Genomic DNA, 15,501 nt, shown 5'->3' on the forward strand with positions numbered 1-15,501 from the left:
CGTGTAAGCTCTCCCTCGGAAGTGTGTCCGAGCGGCCTAAGGAGCACGCTTGGAAAGCGTGTAGCGTGCAAGCGCTCGCAGGTTCGAATCCTGTCACTTCCGCTCACGAAGAAGGCCCTCGATCCGCGGATCGGGGGCCTTCTCGCTTGTCTGCGTGAGCTGCGGGTGGGGTGAGCTGCGGGTGGGGTGAGCTGCGGCTACAGCTGGCCGAGTGCCTCGGCGATGGGCGTGCTGCCCGAGATGGCCTCGAACTGCTCGTGCACGGCGCCGCCCGAGACGAGCAGCTCTGCGAGGATCGCGGCCACGTCGGCGCGGGGGATCTCGCCGCGGCCCGTCGAGCGGGCGAGGGTGACGGTTCCGATCGCGTCGTCGTCGGTGAGGGCACCTGGGCGCACGATCGTCCAGTCGAGGCTCGTCTCGCGGAGCGCGGCATCCGCTTCGCTCTTGGCGCGCAGGTAGACCTGGAAGATCTCCTCGCTCTCGGGGTCGAAGTCGTCGGCCGACATGGCGGAGACCATGACGTAGCGGGTGACCCCGGCGCGGAACGCGGCGTCGGCGAGCAGCACGGCTCCGTCGCGGTCGACGGTGAGCTTGCGCTCCGCGGTCGAGTCGGGGCCGGCGCCGGCGGCGAAGACCACCGCGTCGATCTCGCGGCTCGAGAGCTCGGCGGCCAGCTGCTCGGGGTCGGACTGCTCGAGGTCGAGCACGAGCGCCTGCCCTCCCGCCTCGGCGATGTCGGCCCCGTGGGCGGCGTTGCGGGTGATGCCCCACACCTCGTGCCCGGAGTCGCGTAGGAGAGTGGTGGTCAGGAGTGCGATTTTTCCGTGCCCGCCGGCGATGGCTACCTTCATGCCTCCAGTCAACGCCCCGCACGAGCGGGCCGCCAGGATGTCACCGCGAGCGTTCAGCACGCCGCCCGGCTTGCTACACTGTTCCTCGGCTCCCCGTGTGGCGCCATCCAGGCCAACTCCCCCAGGGCGGAAACGCAGCAAGGGTAACCGGGCTCTGGCGGGTGCGCGGGGAGTCCTCATTCGTTAACCGGGGGTCGGTCGACGAGGGCGCGGAGGGGTCTCGCATCCGTGGCGCCGCGACACGAGGGGGACTCGATGAAGACACTCGACCGCGCTGCGCTCGCCGCACTGGCACTCGCCGCACTGCTCACGGCGTCCGGATGCGCGGGCTCGACGCCCGAGCCCACCGCGACGGTCACCGTCACGGCAGAGGCGCCCACTCCGAGCCCATCGGCGTCGCCCACGAGCGAGCCCGATCCGGAGCCGGACCCGGCCGCCTACTCCGCCGACGACCCGAGCACCTGGGTCATCGACTACGCCGGCATCGGGCCGCTCGTGGTGGGGTCGACCCTCGCCGAGGTGCAGGAGTCGCTGCAGATCGAGCCCGAGACCTGCCGCGCCGGCGTCGACACCTACGTGTTCGGCGCGCTCGGCTTCACCGCCGTGAGCGGCATCGACGAGAGCGATCCCGCCGCGCCCATCGCCGTGGTGCGCATGCTCACCACCGGCGAGGGCGACCCGACGGAGGCCCAGCCGCTCACCGAGGCGGGCATCGGGATCGGCGACACCGTGGCCGACCTGCAGTCCGCCTACCAGGAGCTGACGGCCGAGCAGGGCATGGGCGGATCGACCTACTACCAGCTCGCGGCGGACGGGCGCACGATCAACTTCGAGGACCTGGGAACGGGCGTGATCCAGATCATCTCGGTGTCCGACTCGGTGGGCGTGGCGAGCGAGTACTGCGGAGCCTGAGTCGGGCTCGGGCTGCTCGAGCCGCTCGGCCCGCTCTCAGGGCGGGTCGCATCCGACGGCTCTAGAATCGGGGTCGGAGAGGATCCTGTGCCATCAGTTGAGAACGTCCCCGCTTCCGGCCCCGGCGTGAAGAGCATCTACATCACCTCCGCCGAGGGTCATTCCGGCAAATCCACGATCGCCCTCGGTGTGCTCGAGATGCTGCGCCGCTCGGTGCAGCGAGTGGCCGTGTTCCGGCCCATCGCGCGCTCCGTGGCCGATCGCGACTACGTGCTCGAGATGCTGCTCGAGCACGACAGCAGCGATCTCGGCTACGAGAGCGCCATCGGCGCCACCTACGACGACGTGCACGCCGACCCCGAGGCGGCGCTCTCGCGCATCGTGGAGCGCTACAAGGCGGTCGAGCGCGACCACGACGCGGTCGTGATCCTCGGCTCGGACTACACCGACGTGGGCAGCCCCAGCGAGCTGAGCTTCAACGCCCGCATCGCCGCCAACCTCGGGGCGCCCGTGCTGCTCGTGCTCGGCGGTCGCAAGGGGCAGGGCTCCGAGGAGCTGCTCGGCCGCTCCGAGGCCCGCACGGCCGACGACATGCGGCAGATCACCGAGCTCGCCCTCGTGGAGCTGCGGAACGCGCACGCCACGCTCGTGGGCATCGTGTCGAACCGGTCGGATCCCGAGCACCTCGAGAAGATCCGGGATGCCATCTCGCTCGCCGCGCGCGACGCCGTGGAGGAGCTCGTGCAGGCGGCCGCCGCGGCGCCCGCGGGCGCTGCTGCCGGCGCTGCCGGCGCTTCCGGTGAGCCCGCTCCCATCACCGCGTCGATCCCCGTGCAGCCCCGCCGCATCCCCGTCTGGGCGATCCCGGAGGACAGGGTGCTCGTGGCGCCGAGCGTCTCGAGCATCGTGGAGTCGATCGACGGCACCCTCGTGCTCGGCGACGAGCGGCTGCTCGCCCGCGAGGCGCTCGGCGTCGTCGTGGCCGCCATGTCGATGCGCAATGTGCTGCCGCGCCTCACCGAGGGTGCCGTGGTGGTGGTGCCCGGCGACAGGGCCGAGCTGCTGCTCGCCGTGCTCATGGCCAACGCCTCCGGCACGTTCCCCTCGCTCGCGGCCATCATCCTGAACGGCGGATTCGAGGTGCCTGCGCCCGTGATGCGGCTCATCGAGGGCCTCGATCCGAAGATCCCCATCATCTCGACCGAGCTCGGCACCTACGAGACGGCGGTGCGCATCACCTCCACCCGGGGGCGGCTCGCCGCCGACTCGCAGGTCAAGTTCGACAGCGCGCTCGCGCTCTTCGAGCAGTACGTCGACGGTCCGCAGCTGCTGCGGCTGCTCGACGTGAGCAAGGCCGACGTGGTGACACCCCTCATGTTCGAGTACGGGCTGCTCGAGCGGGCGCGCCTCGCCGACCGGCACATCGTGCTGCCCGAGGGAGGCGACGATCGCATCCTGCGTGCCGCCAACACCGTGCTCAAGCGCGGGGTCGCCCGCCTCACCATCCTCGGCGAGGAGGAGCAGGTGCGCGCCCGTGCGGCCGAGCTCGGGCTCGACCTCGAGGGGGCCGCGGTCGTCTCGACGTTCGATCCCGAGCTGCGGCAGCGTTTCGCGGAGGAGTACCAGCGGTTGCGCGCCCACAAGGGCACGACCTTCGACATGGCCTTCGACACCGTCACCGACGTCTCGTACTTCGGCACGATGATGGTGCAGCTCGGCCTCGCCGACGGCATGGTCTCGGGGGCGGCGCACACGACGGCGCACACCATCCGGCCTGCCTTCGAGATCATCAAGACGCGGCCGGACGTCTCTGTGGTGTCGAGCGTGTTCCTCATGGCGCTCGCCGACCGCGTGCTCGTCTACGGGGACTGCGCCGTGGTGCCCGACCCCACGAGTGAGCAGCTGGCCGACATCGCGGTGTCGTCGTCCGAGACGGCCTCGCAGTTCGGCATCGACCCGCGGGTGGCGATGCTGTCGTACTCCACGGGATCGTCCGGATCGGGTGCCGACGTCGAGAAGGTGCGTGCCGCCACCGAGCTCGTGCGCGCCGCGCGGCCGTCGCTGCTCGTGGAGGGCCCCATCCAGTACGACGCGGCCACGGATGCCGTGGTGGGCGCCGCCAAGATGCCCGGGTCGAAGGTGGCGGGGCGCGCGACGGTGTTCATCTTCCCCGACCTCAACACGGGCAACAACACCTACAAGGCCGTGCAGCGGTCGGCGGGGGCCGTGGCCATCGGGCCCGTGCTGCAGGGTCTCAACAAGCCCATCAACGACCTGTCCCGAGGAGCGCTCGTGCCCGACATCGTCAACACCATCGCCATCACGGCCATCCAGGCGGCGACCTCGTGAGCGCGATCCTGGTCGTCAACAGCGGATCGTCGTCGTTCAAGTACCAGCTCATCGAGATGGAGACCGAGGAGGTGCTGGCCTCCGGGCTCGTCGAGCGCATCGGCGAGGAGGTCGGGCACACCAAGCACACGACGCCGGGCGGCACGTGGGAGTCCGACGATCCGATCGCCGACCACACCGCGGGCTTCGCCGCGATGCTCGGGGCATTCGACGAGCACGGTCCGTCGCTCGACGAGCATCCGCTCGCCGCCGTGGGGCACCGCGTGGTCCACGGTGGAAAGCGGTTCCACGAGGCCACGGTCGTCACCGACCTCGTGAAGATCAACATCGAGGACCTGAGCGAGCTCGCGCCGCTGCACAACCCTGCGAATCTCGCGGGCATCGACGCGGCGCAGAAGGCCTTCCCGTCGGTGGCGCAGGTCGCGGTGTTCGACACGGCGTTCCACCAGACGCTCGCGCCGGCGGCGTACACCTACGCCATCGACGCCACGCTGGCCGAGCGCCAGCGCATCCGGCGGTACGGGTTCCACGGCACCTCGCACAAGTTCGTGGCGGGGGCGGCGGCTTCGTTCCTCGAGCGCGATGTCGAGGAGCTCAAGCTCATCGTGCTGCACCTCGGCAACGGCGCTTCGGTGTGCGCCATCGACGGCGGCCGCTCGGTCGAGACGTCCATGGGCATGACGCCGCTCGAGGGGCTCGTGATGGGCACGCGATCCGGTGACCTCGATCCGGCCGTGCTGTTCCACCTCCACCGCAAGACCGGCATGGGCTTCGCCGAGCTCGACGAGCTGCTCAACCGCAGGTCGGGGCTGCTCGGGCTCTCGGGCAAGGGCGACATGCGCGACGTGCAGAAGGCGGCGGCCGCGGGGGATGCTTCGGCGCAGCTGGCGCTCGAGGTGTATCTGCACCGCATCCGGGGCTATGTGGGGTCGTACTACGCGCAGCTCGGGCACCTCGACGCGATCGTGTTCACGGCCGGGGTGGGGGAGAACAACCCGCTCGTGCGCGCCGGGTCGCTATCGGGGCTCGACGAGCTCGGCATCTCGGTCGATCCGGCGCTGAATGAGGCGGCCGGTTCGGATGCGCGGGTCATCTCGTCGGCGTCGTCGCGCGTGAAGGTGCTCGTGGTGCCCACGAACGAGGAGCTCGAGATCGCGCGGCAGTCGCTCGCGGCGGTCTCGGCCCGGTAAGTGCAGATCTGAGGGGGAGCGACGCCGTATACGGGGTCGCTCCTTCGCATTTCTATAGTTACTCGGCGCCTGCGTCAGTCACGCGTGCCTACGGCGCGGGCCACGGCCTCCGCCATGCTGCGGCGCTGCACCTCCACCGTGTAGGTCTCCGCGTCGGCCGCCGCCAGCGCGCCCAGGCCCTCCGAGAGCGAGACCAGTCCCAGCGCCTCCGCGCGCGCCCTCTCCTCCGGCCACTCCGGGCGGCACCCGCGCACGAGCCGGGTGATCCGCTCCACGAAGCGGCGGTTCTGGGTGCGGTGGCGCTCGGCGAGCGTCGCGTCGGCGAGCGAGGCCGCGAGGAAGCTGATCCACACTCGCGCCGCGTCCACACCCTGCGCATCCAGGGCCAGCGAGTTCCACAGCACCGCGAGCAGGGCGCCTTCCGGCCCTCCGCCGGCGGCGCTGCCCGCTGCGCTGCCGGCTGCGCTGTCGGCCCTGGCGCCCGCTTGCTCGGCCGCATCCGCCGTGGCCGCCGTGCGCGCGTGCAGGAGGTCGCGGGCGTGCAGCAGGAGGGCCTGCTTGGTGGGGAACGCGTGCATCACGAGCCCGGTGGTGCACCCCGCCCGCTCGGCCACCGCCCGGATGGTGAGCCCCGGCAGACCCCTCTCGGTGAGCACCGACCAGGTGGCCTCGGAGAGCCTCTGCTGCTGGTCGTCGAGGTCGCGGCGGCGGGCCATGGGTTCTCCATCCGGTGGGCTTGCCCTCATACCGTAACAAGCGTTACGGTGAATCGCTGCACGAAACGAGGACACATGCCCGGTTCCACCCCGATCTCCATCGCCCGCGAGCCGTTCGACTCCGTCGACGCCGCGGCGCTCCGTCAGGCCCAGCGCGACGAGCTCGACGCGCGCTACGGCAGCGACGACCACGAGCCGGGCGAGAAGCCGACGGCCGAGAGTGTGCCCGTCTTCCTCGTGGCGCGCGACGCCGGTGGGGCAGCGATCGGCTGCGGCGGCCTGCGACCCCTCGTGGGCGGCGGCGCCGAGGTGAAGCGGATGTTCGTGGCGCGGCCGTTCCGCGGATCGGGTGTCGCCACTGCGCTGCTGAGGGCGCTCGAGCAGGAGGCGAGGGGCATGGGTCTCGATCGGCTCGTGCTCGAGACCGGGATCGAGCAGCCCGATGCCATGCGGTTCTACGAGCGGGAGGGGTACTCGTCGATCCCGGCGTTCGGGCCGTACGTGGGGTCGGCGAACTCGGTCTGCTACGCGCGGGAGCTGTGAGTCGGGTCTTCGACCACTGATGTGTACGCCGTCCACATCAGTGGTCTAGGCTCGCGGCATGAGCGACTTCCCGCAGCCCCTCGACCATTCCTTCAGCGCGCCGATCGGCGTCGACGTGAAGGGGGATGTGTGGTCGTGCGTCGAGATGCCGGGGTCGGCGGAGTTCTTCGGCACGGGGCGCTCGGTGAAGGTGGTGGGCACGATCGATTCCGAGCCCATCGCCTCCGCGTTCATGCCCACGGGGACGGGCGGGCACATGCTCTCCGTGAGCGCCAAGCTGCGCAAGAAGCTCGGCAAGGAGGTGGGCGACACCGTCACGGTGCGGCTCACCAAGCGCCTCAGCTGAGCGCGGGCGCGTGCGCCGCCGCGCAGCGACGGCCCCCGCGCCCACCCGCGCCGGGCGGGGACCGGCGCGGAGCCGGGACCATCGCGAAGCGACGGCCCCGGCCAACCAGCACTGTCGGTGGCCGCGGGTAGTCTTAGCGGGTGGTTACCGCCCTGTATCGCCGCTACCGGCCAGAGACCTTCGCCGAGATGATCGGCCAGTCCCAGGTGACCGATCCGCTCATGACGGCGCTGCGCACCAACCGGGTCAACCACGCCTATCTCTTCAGTGGGCCGCGAGGGTGCGGCAAGACCACGTCTGCCCGCATCCTGGCCCGCTGCCTCAACTGCGCGGAGGGCCCTACAGACACGCCATGCGGTGTCTGCCCGAGCTGCGTCGAGCTGGGGCGCGACGGCCCGGGTTCGCTCGACGTGGTCGAGATCGACGCGGCGAGCCACAACGGTGTCGATGACGCGCGCGACTTGCGTGAGCGCGCCGTGTTCGCGCCGGCGCGCGACCGGTTCAAGATCTTCATCCTCGACGAGGCGCACATGGTCACGCCGCAGGGCTTCAACGCGCTGCTCAAGATCGTGGAGGAGCCGCCGGAGCACATCAAGTTCATCTTCGCCACCACGGAGCCCGACAAGGTGATCGGCACCATCCGGTCGCGCACCCACCACTACCCGTTCCGGCTCATCCCGCCCGCGCAGCTGCTCGAGTACGTGCAGTCGCTGTGCGACTCCGAGGGCGTCGAGGTCGCGCCCGGTGTGCTGCCGCTCGTGGTGCGGGCCGGTGGCGGATCGGCGCGAGACACGCTCTCGCTGCTCGACCAGCTCATCGCCGGTTCTGAGAGCAACCGGGTGGAGTACGAGCGGGCCGTCGCACTGCTCGGGTACACGCACGGCGCCCTGCTCTCCGAGGCCATCGACGCGCTCGGCGCGCACGACGGGGCGGCGGCGTTCGATGCGGTCGACCGCGTCATCCAGACGGGGCAGGATCCGCGGCGCTTCGTGGAGGATCTGCTCGAGCGCTTGCGCGACATCATCGTGGTGGCGGCCACGCGGGAGCAGGCGTCATCGGTGCTCCGCGGGGTGCCTGCCGATGAGATCGAGGTCATGCGCCGCCAGGCCGCGCTCTTCGGTCATGCGGAGCTGTCGCGGGTGGCCGACATCGTGAACTCGGCGCTCTCCGAGATGACGGGCGCCACGTCGCCGCGGCTGCACCTGGAGCTCATGGTGGCGCGCGCGCTCGTGCCCGCCGCCGACGACACGCAGCGCGGCGCCCTAGCGCGCGTCGAGCGCCTCGAACGCCGCATCGGAGTCGACGACGGCCGCCCCTCCGCCCCCGCTCCCGCCCCGGCGGCGGCCCCGGCGCCTGCCCCCGCTCCGGCACCGGCCCGGACGCCCGCGTCGGCCCCCGCCCCGGCACCTGCATCCACCCCCGCGACCGGGTCCACCCCCGCGTCCGGGTCCACTCCCGCGAATGGGACTGCTCCCGCGAGTGGTTCTGCTCCCGCGAGTGGTTCTGCTCCCGCGAGTGGTTCTGCTCCCGCGAGTGGTTCTGCTCCCGCGAGCGGTTCTACTCCCGCGGCTGCGTCCGCTCCGGCCTCGTCCGAGGCGACCCAGGTCGCATCCGCGACCGTCCCTGCGAGTGGTGGCGGTTCGGCCGGCGGCGCCACCGGGGTGGGCTCGGGGTCCCCCTCCGCTGCGCCTGGTGCTCCCAACTCGACCGCCACGACTCAGCCCGCCGATACCCGATCCGCCGGCGGCCGGTCGGCTGCTGCCACGTCCGCCGCGGATGGCGGCGCGGGGGAGTCGGCGCCCTCGGGCACGGCTTATTCGGGGTCGGCACCGGCCGCAGCGGTGGCGGCCTCGGGTCTTGAGGCGAGCGGGGCCGCGACGCCCGACGTCGTGGCGGTGCCGACGTCCGTCGCGCCCGATGTGGCGGCCTCGGCGGGCGAGGTGTCGCTGCAGCAGCTGAAGGATGCGTGGCCCGAGATCCTCGAGGCCGTTCAGAAGGCGAAGATGACGGCGTGGCTCGTGGTCTTCACCGCCCAGGTGCGGGCGCTCGACGGCGATGTGCTCACCCTCGCCTTCCCGAGCGAGAACGACGTGGCGAGCTTCAAGGAGCGCTCGGCCCCCGGCCAGGGCGTGAGCGAGTACCTCCGCCAGGCGATCCTCGATGTCCTCGGCCTCCGCGTGAAGTACATCGCCCGAGTCGACACAACCCTCCGCCCGGCCGAAGAGCACCCTGCTCCCGCCTCGACGGCCACCCCGGCCGCGGCTCCGCCCGTCACATCCCCCACCTCGGGTCAGTCCGACGGAGCCGCCCCCTCCGCCACCCCGAAGCGCGACGACGAGCCGGTCGGCTGGGCCACTCCCGGTGTCTCGGGCCGCCCCGCCACCGAGCCTGCGCCCACCACCGAGCCTGCGCCCACCGCCCTCGAGCCTGCGCCTACCGCCACCGAGTTGAGGCCCGCCGGGTCCGAGGCGGCGCGCACCACCCCGGCGGCGCCCACCACCTCGGCCCGATCGGCCACCTCGCCCGCCGGAGCCGCTGCGGGTGGTTCGGGTGGGCGAGGGTCGGCGTCCGCCACCTCGGGCCGGTCTGCCGCGGACCGTTCCTCTCCTGCGGCCACCACGTCGTGGGATGTCGTCTCCATCCCCACGTCGACCGACGAAGAGCCTCCTCCCTTCGACGAGCCCATGCCGAGCGACGAGCCCGACCTGCCCGCCGACCGCGCCGAGAGCCTCAGTGCACCGGCTCGCCAGGTGCCCGGTGGGGCATCCACCTCCAGCCCGACCGGCCGCCCCGCGCAGGGCGCACCGGCAGACCAGGCCCCGGCGGGAACGCCCGCGCCCGCCACCCGCTCCGGCAACGACCCGGCGGCCCGGCCCGGCGCACTCCGCTTCGAGGGCTCCGCGGAGGGGCAGGACAGCGCCTCGGCAGATTCGCGATCCGGCCCCGGCACTCGGCCCGGTTCCGGCGCGGGCTCAGGCACACGGGCCGGCTCCGATGCCGCTCCAGGCAGCCGGCCCGGTTCACGCGCGGGTTCCGACAGCAAGGGCTCCGCAGTGCCAGCGTCATCCACCGGAGGGCGCGCGCGGTACGGCGAGGCCGTGGTGCGCGAGATCCTCCAGGCCAACTTCATCGAGGAGCAGCCGCTCCCCGGTCGCGAGAACTGATCGGGTCCGATCAAGGCGGCGTGCTCGTCTCCGATCGGTGGTCGCACCTGCACCTCCTTCCTCCCGTCTCCACCTGCCACCGCTCCATCCGCTGAGAGGCATCGCCCATGTACGAAGGAATCGTCCAAGAGCTCATCGACGAGCTCGGCCGCCTGCCCGGCATCGGGCCGAAGTCGGCCCAGCGCATCGCCTTCCACATCGTGCAGACCGAGTCGTTCGACGTGAGCCGGCTGGCCGAGATCCTCACCGATGTGCGCGAGAAGGTGCACTTCTGCCAGGTCTGCGGCAACGTCTCCGAACAGGAGACGTGCGGCATCTGCCGCGATCCGCGCCGCTCCCAGAACCTCATCTGCGTGGTGGAGGAGGCGAAGGACGTGGTGGCGATCGAACGCACCCGCGAGTTCCGCGGCCTGTACCACGTGCTCGGCGGCGCGATCAGCCCGATCGACGGCATCGGCCCCGACAACCTCCGCATCCGCGAGCTCATGCAGCGCCTCGCCGACGCGACCGTGACCGAGGTCATCATCGCCACCGACCCCAACCTCGAGGGCGAAGCAACCGCCACCTACCTCTCCCGCCTGCTCACGACCCTCGAGATCCGCGTCACCCGCCTCGCCTCCGGCCTCCCCGTCGGCGGCGACCTCGAGTACGCCGACGAGGTCACCCTCGGCCGCGCGTTCGAGGGGCGCCGCCTCGTCGAGAACTGACGTGCGGCCCGCCTCGCCCCGACAAGTACGGAAATCCGCGGCACCGACCTCGTATAGCGCCTCGGTCTCGCGCATTTCTGTAGTTATCGGGATGCAGCCACCCCGGCTCGCTCGGGGTGCTGATGAGTCACTACAGATCTGCGGCACACCGACGGGCGATGCGAGGTCGCTGTCGCTCAGATCGGTAGCAATTCATCACGGGATGCGGGGGTGCTCCCGATGAGCGGGTTCGTCGTGGTCTCGGATGCGCCGGGTGGCGGCATCCGACTCACCCGTCTCGACGACGCAGCCGATCCGATCCCCCTCGACCCCACGCGCGCCGCGCGTGACGGCGGGGTGGTCGTGGGGCCCGGGGAGCTCGGGGCTGTGGCCGCGCGGCTCGAGGCTGGGCGGCCTCGGTGGGTGTGGGATGACACCGCGCGGTGGTATCCGCAGCTGCTCGACGCCGGTGTGCGCGTGGAGAGGTGCGTCGACCTGCGGCTGTCGCACGCGATCCTGCGCACCTCCTCGCTGACCGCTGGTACCGCCTACGCCAAGGCCCCCGCCTCGCCGTGGGATTCCCTGCGCCCGGCCGTCAACCTCGGATCGGGCGCCGCCCAGGAGGGACGGTCCGACGCCGGCCGCCCCGTCGATCCCCTCCGCACAGCGCCCACGCACACCACACTCTTCGACGACATCCTCCCCACCGCAGACCGCCGCGGCCCCGCCCGCCGCCATCCCGACCCGGCCGCGGCGCGCGGCGGGGCGAGCGGATCCGGGGACCCCGGGGGGCCCGGCGATCCAGGCGACCCCGGCGCGACACCAGAGGTGCACGAGCTGCGGGCGCAGCGCACCGCCGTGGCGGAGGCCGCCGCCGCCGACCCCGCGGCCGGCCGCATCGCCCTGCTGCTGGCCGCCGAATCGGCCGGTGCCCTCGCCGCCGCCGAGATGCGGCACGTCGGCCTCCCCTGGAGCGCCGCCCGCCACGACGCCGTGCTCACAGACCTCCTCGGCCCCCGCCCCGCCCGCCCCGACGAGCGCCCCGCCCGCCTCGCCGAGCTGCTCGAGCTCATCCGCGCAGCCCTCGACGACCCCACCGCCAACCCCGACTCCCCGGCCGAGCTGCTCAAGTCGCTCCGCCGAGCGGGCATCGCGGTGAGCAGCACCCGCTCCTGGGAGCTGCAGAACATCCGCCACCCCGTCATCGAACCCCTCCTCGACTACAAGAAGCGCGCGAGGCTGCTCACGGCCAACGGCTGGAACTGGCTCGACACGTGGGTGCGCGACGGCCGCTTCCACCCCACCTACCTGCCGGGCGGCGTGGTCACGGGCCGCTGGGCCTCCGAGGGCGGAGGCGCCCTGCAGCTGCCCAAGCTCGTGCGGAGCGCCGTGGTGGCGGATGCGGGCCGCGTGCTCGTGGTGGCAGACGCCGCCCAGCTCGAGCCCCGCATCCTCGCAGCCCTCGCGGGCGACCGCGCCATGGCGGCGGCGGGCCGCGGCCGCGACCTCTACGACGGCATCGTGGCCTCGGGGGCCGTCGACACCCGCGCACACGCGAAGGTCGCCATGCTCGGCGCGATGTACGGCGCCACCACGGGCGAGAGCGGCCGCATGCTGCCGCGCCTCGCCCGTGCCTACCCCGCGGCGATCGCGTTCGTGGAGGATGCGGCCCGCGCCGGCGAGGCGGGCGCCACGGTCTCGACCCGCCTCGGTCGCACGAGCCCGCTGCCGGGCGACGACTGGCTCGACCTGCGCGACGAGGCGGCCGCCGCCGACGGCGCCGACGAGCAGCTCCGCGCCCGCGCCCGGTCGAGCTCGCGCAGCTGGGGCCGCTTCACCCGCAACTTCGTGGTGCAGGGCACGGCCGCCGAGTGGGCGCTGTGCTGGATCGGCTCCATCCGCCGCCGCCTCTGGTCGCTCGACGCAGCGGATGGTGCAGCACATGACGCAGCACTTGGCGCAGCGGATGGCGCAGCCGCCCGAACCCCCACCATCGACCAGCGCCCCCACCTCTCCTTCTTCCTCCACGACGAGCTCATGGTGCACACCCCCGCCCACCTGGCCGAACAGGTTGCACACGAGCTCCGAGAGGCCGCCGCAGAGGCCGGCCGCCTCATCTTCGGCGACGCCCCCGTCGACTTCCCCGTGACGGTCGCGATCGTCGACCGCTACGACCAGGCCAAGTGAACCCAGGCGGCACCCCGCGCCCCGAGCCCCGCATACCGCGACCGGCATACCGCCCGGCGATATAGTGGGAAGTCGGGCTTCGACACCCGGCACCCACCACCCGCACCCCCCAGGAGTTCCCGTGAGCTTGATCGTGCAGAAGTTCGGCGGATCATCCGTCGCCGACGCCGAGAGCATCAAGCGCGTCGCCAAGCGCATCGTGGAGACCCGCAAGGCGGGCAACGAGGTCGTCGTGGCGGTGAGCGCCATGGGCGACACCACCGACGAGCTGCTCGACCTCGCCCACGAGGTGGCCCCCCTCCCCGCACCGCGCGAGATGGACATGCTGCTCTCCGCGGGCGAGCGCATCTCGATGGCGCTGCTCGCCATGGCCATCGAGAGCCTCGGCCACGACGCCCGCAGCTTCACCGGCAGCCAGGCCGGCATGATCACGGATGCGCGCCACGGCGCCGCCCGCATCGTCGACGTCACGCCGGTGCGCCTGCGCGAAGCGCTCGACGAGGGCGCGATCGTGATCGTGGCGGGCTTCCAGGGCTTCAACCGCGACACGAAGGACATCACGACCCTCGGCCGCGGCGGCTCCGACACCACGGCCGTCGCGCTCGCCGCCGCCCTGAACGCCGACATCTGCGAGATCTACACCGACGTCGACGGCATCTTCTCGGCCGACCCGCGGCTCGTGCCCAAGGCGCAGAAGATCGACCGCATCACGAGCGAGGAGATGCTCGAGCTCGCGGCCAACGGAGCGAAGGTGCTCTACATCCGTGCCGTGGAGTACGCGCGGCGTCACGGCGTCACCCTGCACGTGCGCTCGTCGTTCAACAACAACGAGGGCACGATCGTCTACAACCCCACCGAAAGCGAGACCGCTGTGGAAGAGCCCCTGATCGCCGGAGTCGCCACCGACCTGAGCGAAGCCAAGATCACCGTCGTCGGCGTGCCCGACATCCCGGGCAAGGCCGCGCAGATCTTCACGATCGTGGCCAAGACCGGCGCCAACATCGACATGATCGTGCAGAACGTCTCGGCCGCCAGCACGGGTCTCACCGACATCTCGTTCACGCTGCCCAAGAGCGAGGGCCAGCTCGTGCTCACCGCTCTGCGCGCCGAGCAGGAGGATTCCGGCTTCAAGGCGCTGCAGTACGACGACCAGATCGGCAAGCTCGCCCTCGTGGGTGCCGGCATGCGCACGAACGCCGGCGTCTCGGCGAAGCTCTTCACCGCGCTCTACGAGGCGGGCATCAACATCGAGATGATCTCGACCTCCGAGATCCGCATCTCGGTCGTCACCCGCGCCGACACCATCAACGACGCCCTGCGCGTGGTGCACACCGCGTTCGGTCTCGACGGAGACGACGAAGCCGTCGTGCACGCCGGCACCGGCCGCTGACGCCGGCACCCAGGCAGCAGCACCACACAGACAGCACCAGACACCAGCACCAGACAGCACCACCCGAGACAGAGGAATCACCGTGAGCAAGGCACTCCACGTCGGCGTCGTCGGCGCCACCGGCCAGGTCGGCAAGGTCATGCGCAAGCTGCTGGAGGAGCGCGAGTTCCCCATCGCGAGCATCCGCTTCTTCGCCACGGCCCGCTCGGCAGGAACCGTGCTGCCCTTCAAGGGCCAGGACATCGTGGTGGAGGACACCGAGACCGCCGACCCCACGGGCCTCGACATCGCCCTCTTCTCGGCCGGTGCGACCGGTTCGCGCGCCCAGGCGCCGCGCTTCGCCGCCGCGGGCGTCACGGTCATCGACAACTCGAGCGCCTGGCGCATGGATCCGGATGTGCCGCTCGTGGTCTCCGAGGTCAATCCGCACGCCATCGCCGAGGCGAAGAAGGGGATCATCGCGAACCCCAACTGCACCACCATGGCGGCCATGCCCGTGCTCAAGGTGCTGCACGCCGAGGCCGGCCTCGAGCGCCTCATCGTGAGCACCTACCAGGCCGTCTCCGGATCGGGCCTCGCAGGCGCCGAGGAGCTCGCCGACCAGGCGATCGCCGCCACCGCCGACCGGGATGCGCTGCTGAACCTCGTGCACGACGGCTCGTCCGTGGAGTTCCCGGCCCCGAACAAGTACGTGGCCCCCATCGCGTTCGACGTCATCCCGCTCGCCGGCTCGATCGTCGACGACGGCGAGCTCGAGACCGACGAGGAGAAGAAGCTCCGCAACGAGAGCCGCAAGATCCTCGAGCTGCCCGGCCTCCGCGTGGCGGGCACGTGCGTGCGCGTGCCTGTGTTCACGGGCCACTCGCTCTCGATCAACGCCGAGTTCGCCAACGACATCACGCCAGAGCGCGCGTACGAGCTGCTGAAGGACGCCCCCGGCGTAGCGATCGCCGACGTGCCGACCCCGCTGCAGGCGGCGGGCAACGACCCCAGCTACGTGGGCCGCATCCGCCAGGACCAGTCAGCCGAGGGAAAGCGCGGCCTCGTGCTCTTCATCAGCAACGACAACCTGCGGAAGGGTGCAGCGCTCAACGCGGTCCAGATCGCGGAGGTAATCGCGGGGAGGTAATTCCAATCCGATCCCGGGGCGGCTCCGAACACTCGGAT

General features: G+C 71.6%; 12 protein-coding genes, 1 tRNA gene and 1 other RNA gene. 12 read left to right on the plus strand and 2 right to left on the minus strand.

Features of this window, described 5'->3' with window-relative positions; genetic code table 11:
- Positions 1-17 precede the first annotated feature (17 nt).
- Positions 18-102, plus strand: a tRNA-Ser gene (locus ACEXQC_RS16710).
- A gap of 95 nt (positions 103-197) precedes the next feature.
- Here the strand turns inward: ACEXQC_RS16710 and ACEXQC_RS16715 are convergent.
- Positions 198-851 (minus strand): SDR family oxidoreductase, encoded by a 654-nt coding sequence (locus ACEXQC_RS16715; protein WP_374824998.1) that lies wholly within the window; start codon positions 849-851, stop codon positions 198-200.
- A gap of 84 nt (positions 852-935) precedes the next feature.
- Between ACEXQC_RS16715 and ffs the strand changes: the two genes are divergently transcribed.
- The 4 genes from ffs to ACEXQC_RS16735 all read left to right on the plus strand — a co-directional run bounded on the left by ffs (position 936) and on the right by ACEXQC_RS16735 (position 5,302).
- Positions 936-1,032: signal recognition particle sRNA small type (gene ffs, locus ACEXQC_RS16720), an RNA gene on the plus strand.
- Between the two features lie 74 nt (positions 1,033-1,106).
- Positions 1,107-1,763 carry a hypothetical protein gene (locus ACEXQC_RS16725; RefSeq protein ID WP_374825001.1) on the plus strand — a complete coding sequence of 219 codons (657 nt, stop codon included), beginning with the start codon at positions 1,107-1,109 and terminating at the stop codon, positions 1,761-1,763.
- Between the two features lie 87 nt (positions 1,764-1,850).
- Positions 1,851-4,112, plus strand: a complete 2,262-nt coding sequence (pta, locus tag ACEXQC_RS16730) for a phosphate acetyltransferase (RefSeq protein WP_374825004.1) — start codon at positions 1,851-1,853, stop codon at positions 4,110-4,112.
- Complete coding sequence (locus ACEXQC_RS16735; protein ID WP_374825007.1) at positions 4,109-5,302, plus strand: acetate/propionate family kinase; 1,194 nt, start codon at positions 4,109-4,111, stop codon at positions 5,300-5,302. The genes pta and ACEXQC_RS16735 overlap by 4 nt, the downstream gene beginning before the upstream one ends.
- A 74-nt stretch (positions 5,303-5,376) precedes the next feature.
- On the opposite strand, the gene ACEXQC_RS16740 is transcribed toward ACEXQC_RS16735, so the two are convergent.
- Positions 5,377-6,018, minus strand: a complete 642-nt coding sequence (locus tag ACEXQC_RS16740) for a TetR family transcriptional regulator C-terminal domain-containing protein (protein WP_374825010.1) — start codon at positions 6,016-6,018, stop codon at positions 5,377-5,379.
- A gap of 75 nt (positions 6,019-6,093) precedes the next feature.
- On the opposite strand from ACEXQC_RS16740, the gene ACEXQC_RS16745 reads away from it, so the two are divergent.
- The 7 genes from ACEXQC_RS16745 (at position 6,094) to ACEXQC_RS16775 (ending at position 15,463) form a co-directional block, all read left to right on the plus strand.
- Positions 6,094-6,561 (plus strand): GNAT family N-acetyltransferase, encoded by a 468-nt coding sequence (locus ACEXQC_RS16745; protein WP_374825013.1) that lies wholly within the window; start codon positions 6,094-6,096, stop codon positions 6,559-6,561.
- A gap of 58 nt (positions 6,562-6,619) precedes the next feature.
- On the plus strand, positions 6,620-6,907 hold the full coding sequence (locus tag ACEXQC_RS16750) for a DUF1905 domain-containing protein (protein WP_374825016.1): 288 nt from the start codon (positions 6,620-6,622) through the stop codon (positions 6,905-6,907).
- 140 nt (positions 6,908-7,047) lie between these two features.
- Positions 7,048-10,071, plus strand: a complete 3,024-nt coding sequence (locus tag ACEXQC_RS16755) for a DNA polymerase III subunit gamma and tau (RefSeq protein WP_374825019.1) — start codon at positions 7,048-7,050, stop codon at positions 10,069-10,071.
- Between the two features lie 107 nt (positions 10,072-10,178).
- Entirely contained in the window at positions 10,179-10,778 is a 600-nt protein-coding gene (recR, locus tag ACEXQC_RS16760) for a recombination mediator RecR (RefSeq protein WP_374825022.1), read from the plus strand.
- 219 nt (positions 10,779-10,997) lie between these two features.
- Positions 10,998-12,944 (plus strand): bifunctional 3'-5' exonuclease/DNA polymerase, encoded by a 1,947-nt coding sequence (locus tag ACEXQC_RS16765; protein ID WP_374825026.1) that lies wholly within the window; start codon positions 10,998-11,000, stop codon positions 12,942-12,944.
- A gap of 121 nt (positions 12,945-13,065) precedes the next feature.
- The gene (locus ACEXQC_RS16770) at positions 13,066-14,334 is read left to right on the plus strand and encodes an aspartate kinase (RefSeq protein ID WP_374825029.1); all 1,269 of its coding nucleotides are present in this window, start codon (positions 13,066-13,068) and stop codon (positions 14,332-14,334) included.
- 82 nt (positions 14,335-14,416) lie between these two features.
- Positions 14,417-15,463, plus strand: a complete 1,047-nt coding sequence (locus ACEXQC_RS16775; protein ID WP_374825032.1) for an aspartate-semialdehyde dehydrogenase — start codon at positions 14,417-14,419, stop codon at positions 15,461-15,463.
- Positions 15,464-15,501 lie beyond the last annotated feature (38 nt).

This window comes from Herbiconiux liukaitaii, assembly GCF_041927495.1.
Taxonomy (GTDB): Bacteria; Actinomycetota; Actinomycetes; order Actinomycetales; family Microbacteriaceae; genus Herbiconiux; species Herbiconiux liukaitaii.

Excerpts from the sequence above, each read along its gene's own strand:
- ACEXQC_RS16740 (WP_374825010.1), bottom strand. The coding sequence starts at position 6,018 with ATGGCCCGCCGCCGCGACCTCGACGACCAGCAGCAGAGGCTCTCCGAG.
- recR (WP_374825022.1), top strand. The coding sequence starts at position 10,179 with ATGTACGAAGGAATCGTCCAAGAGCTCATCGACGAGCTCGGCCGCCTG.
- ACEXQC_RS16750 (WP_374825016.1), top strand. The coding sequence starts at position 6,620 with ATGAGCGACTTCCCGCAGCCCCTCGACCATTCCTTCAGCGCGCCGATC.
- ACEXQC_RS16715 (WP_374824998.1), bottom strand. The coding sequence starts at position 851 with ATGAAGGTAGCCATCGCCGGCGGGCACGGAAAAATCGCACTCCTGACC.
- ACEXQC_RS16725 (WP_374825001.1), top strand. The coding sequence starts at position 1,107 with ATGAAGACACTCGACCGCGCTGCGCTCGCCGCACTGGCACTCGCCGCA.
- ACEXQC_RS16745 (WP_374825013.1), top strand. The coding sequence starts at position 6,094 with ATGCCCGGTTCCACCCCGATCTCCATCGCCCGCGAGCCGTTCGACTCC.
- ACEXQC_RS16765 (WP_374825026.1), top strand. The coding sequence starts at position 10,998 with ATGAGCGGGTTCGTCGTGGTCTCGGATGCGCCGGGTGGCGGCATCCGA.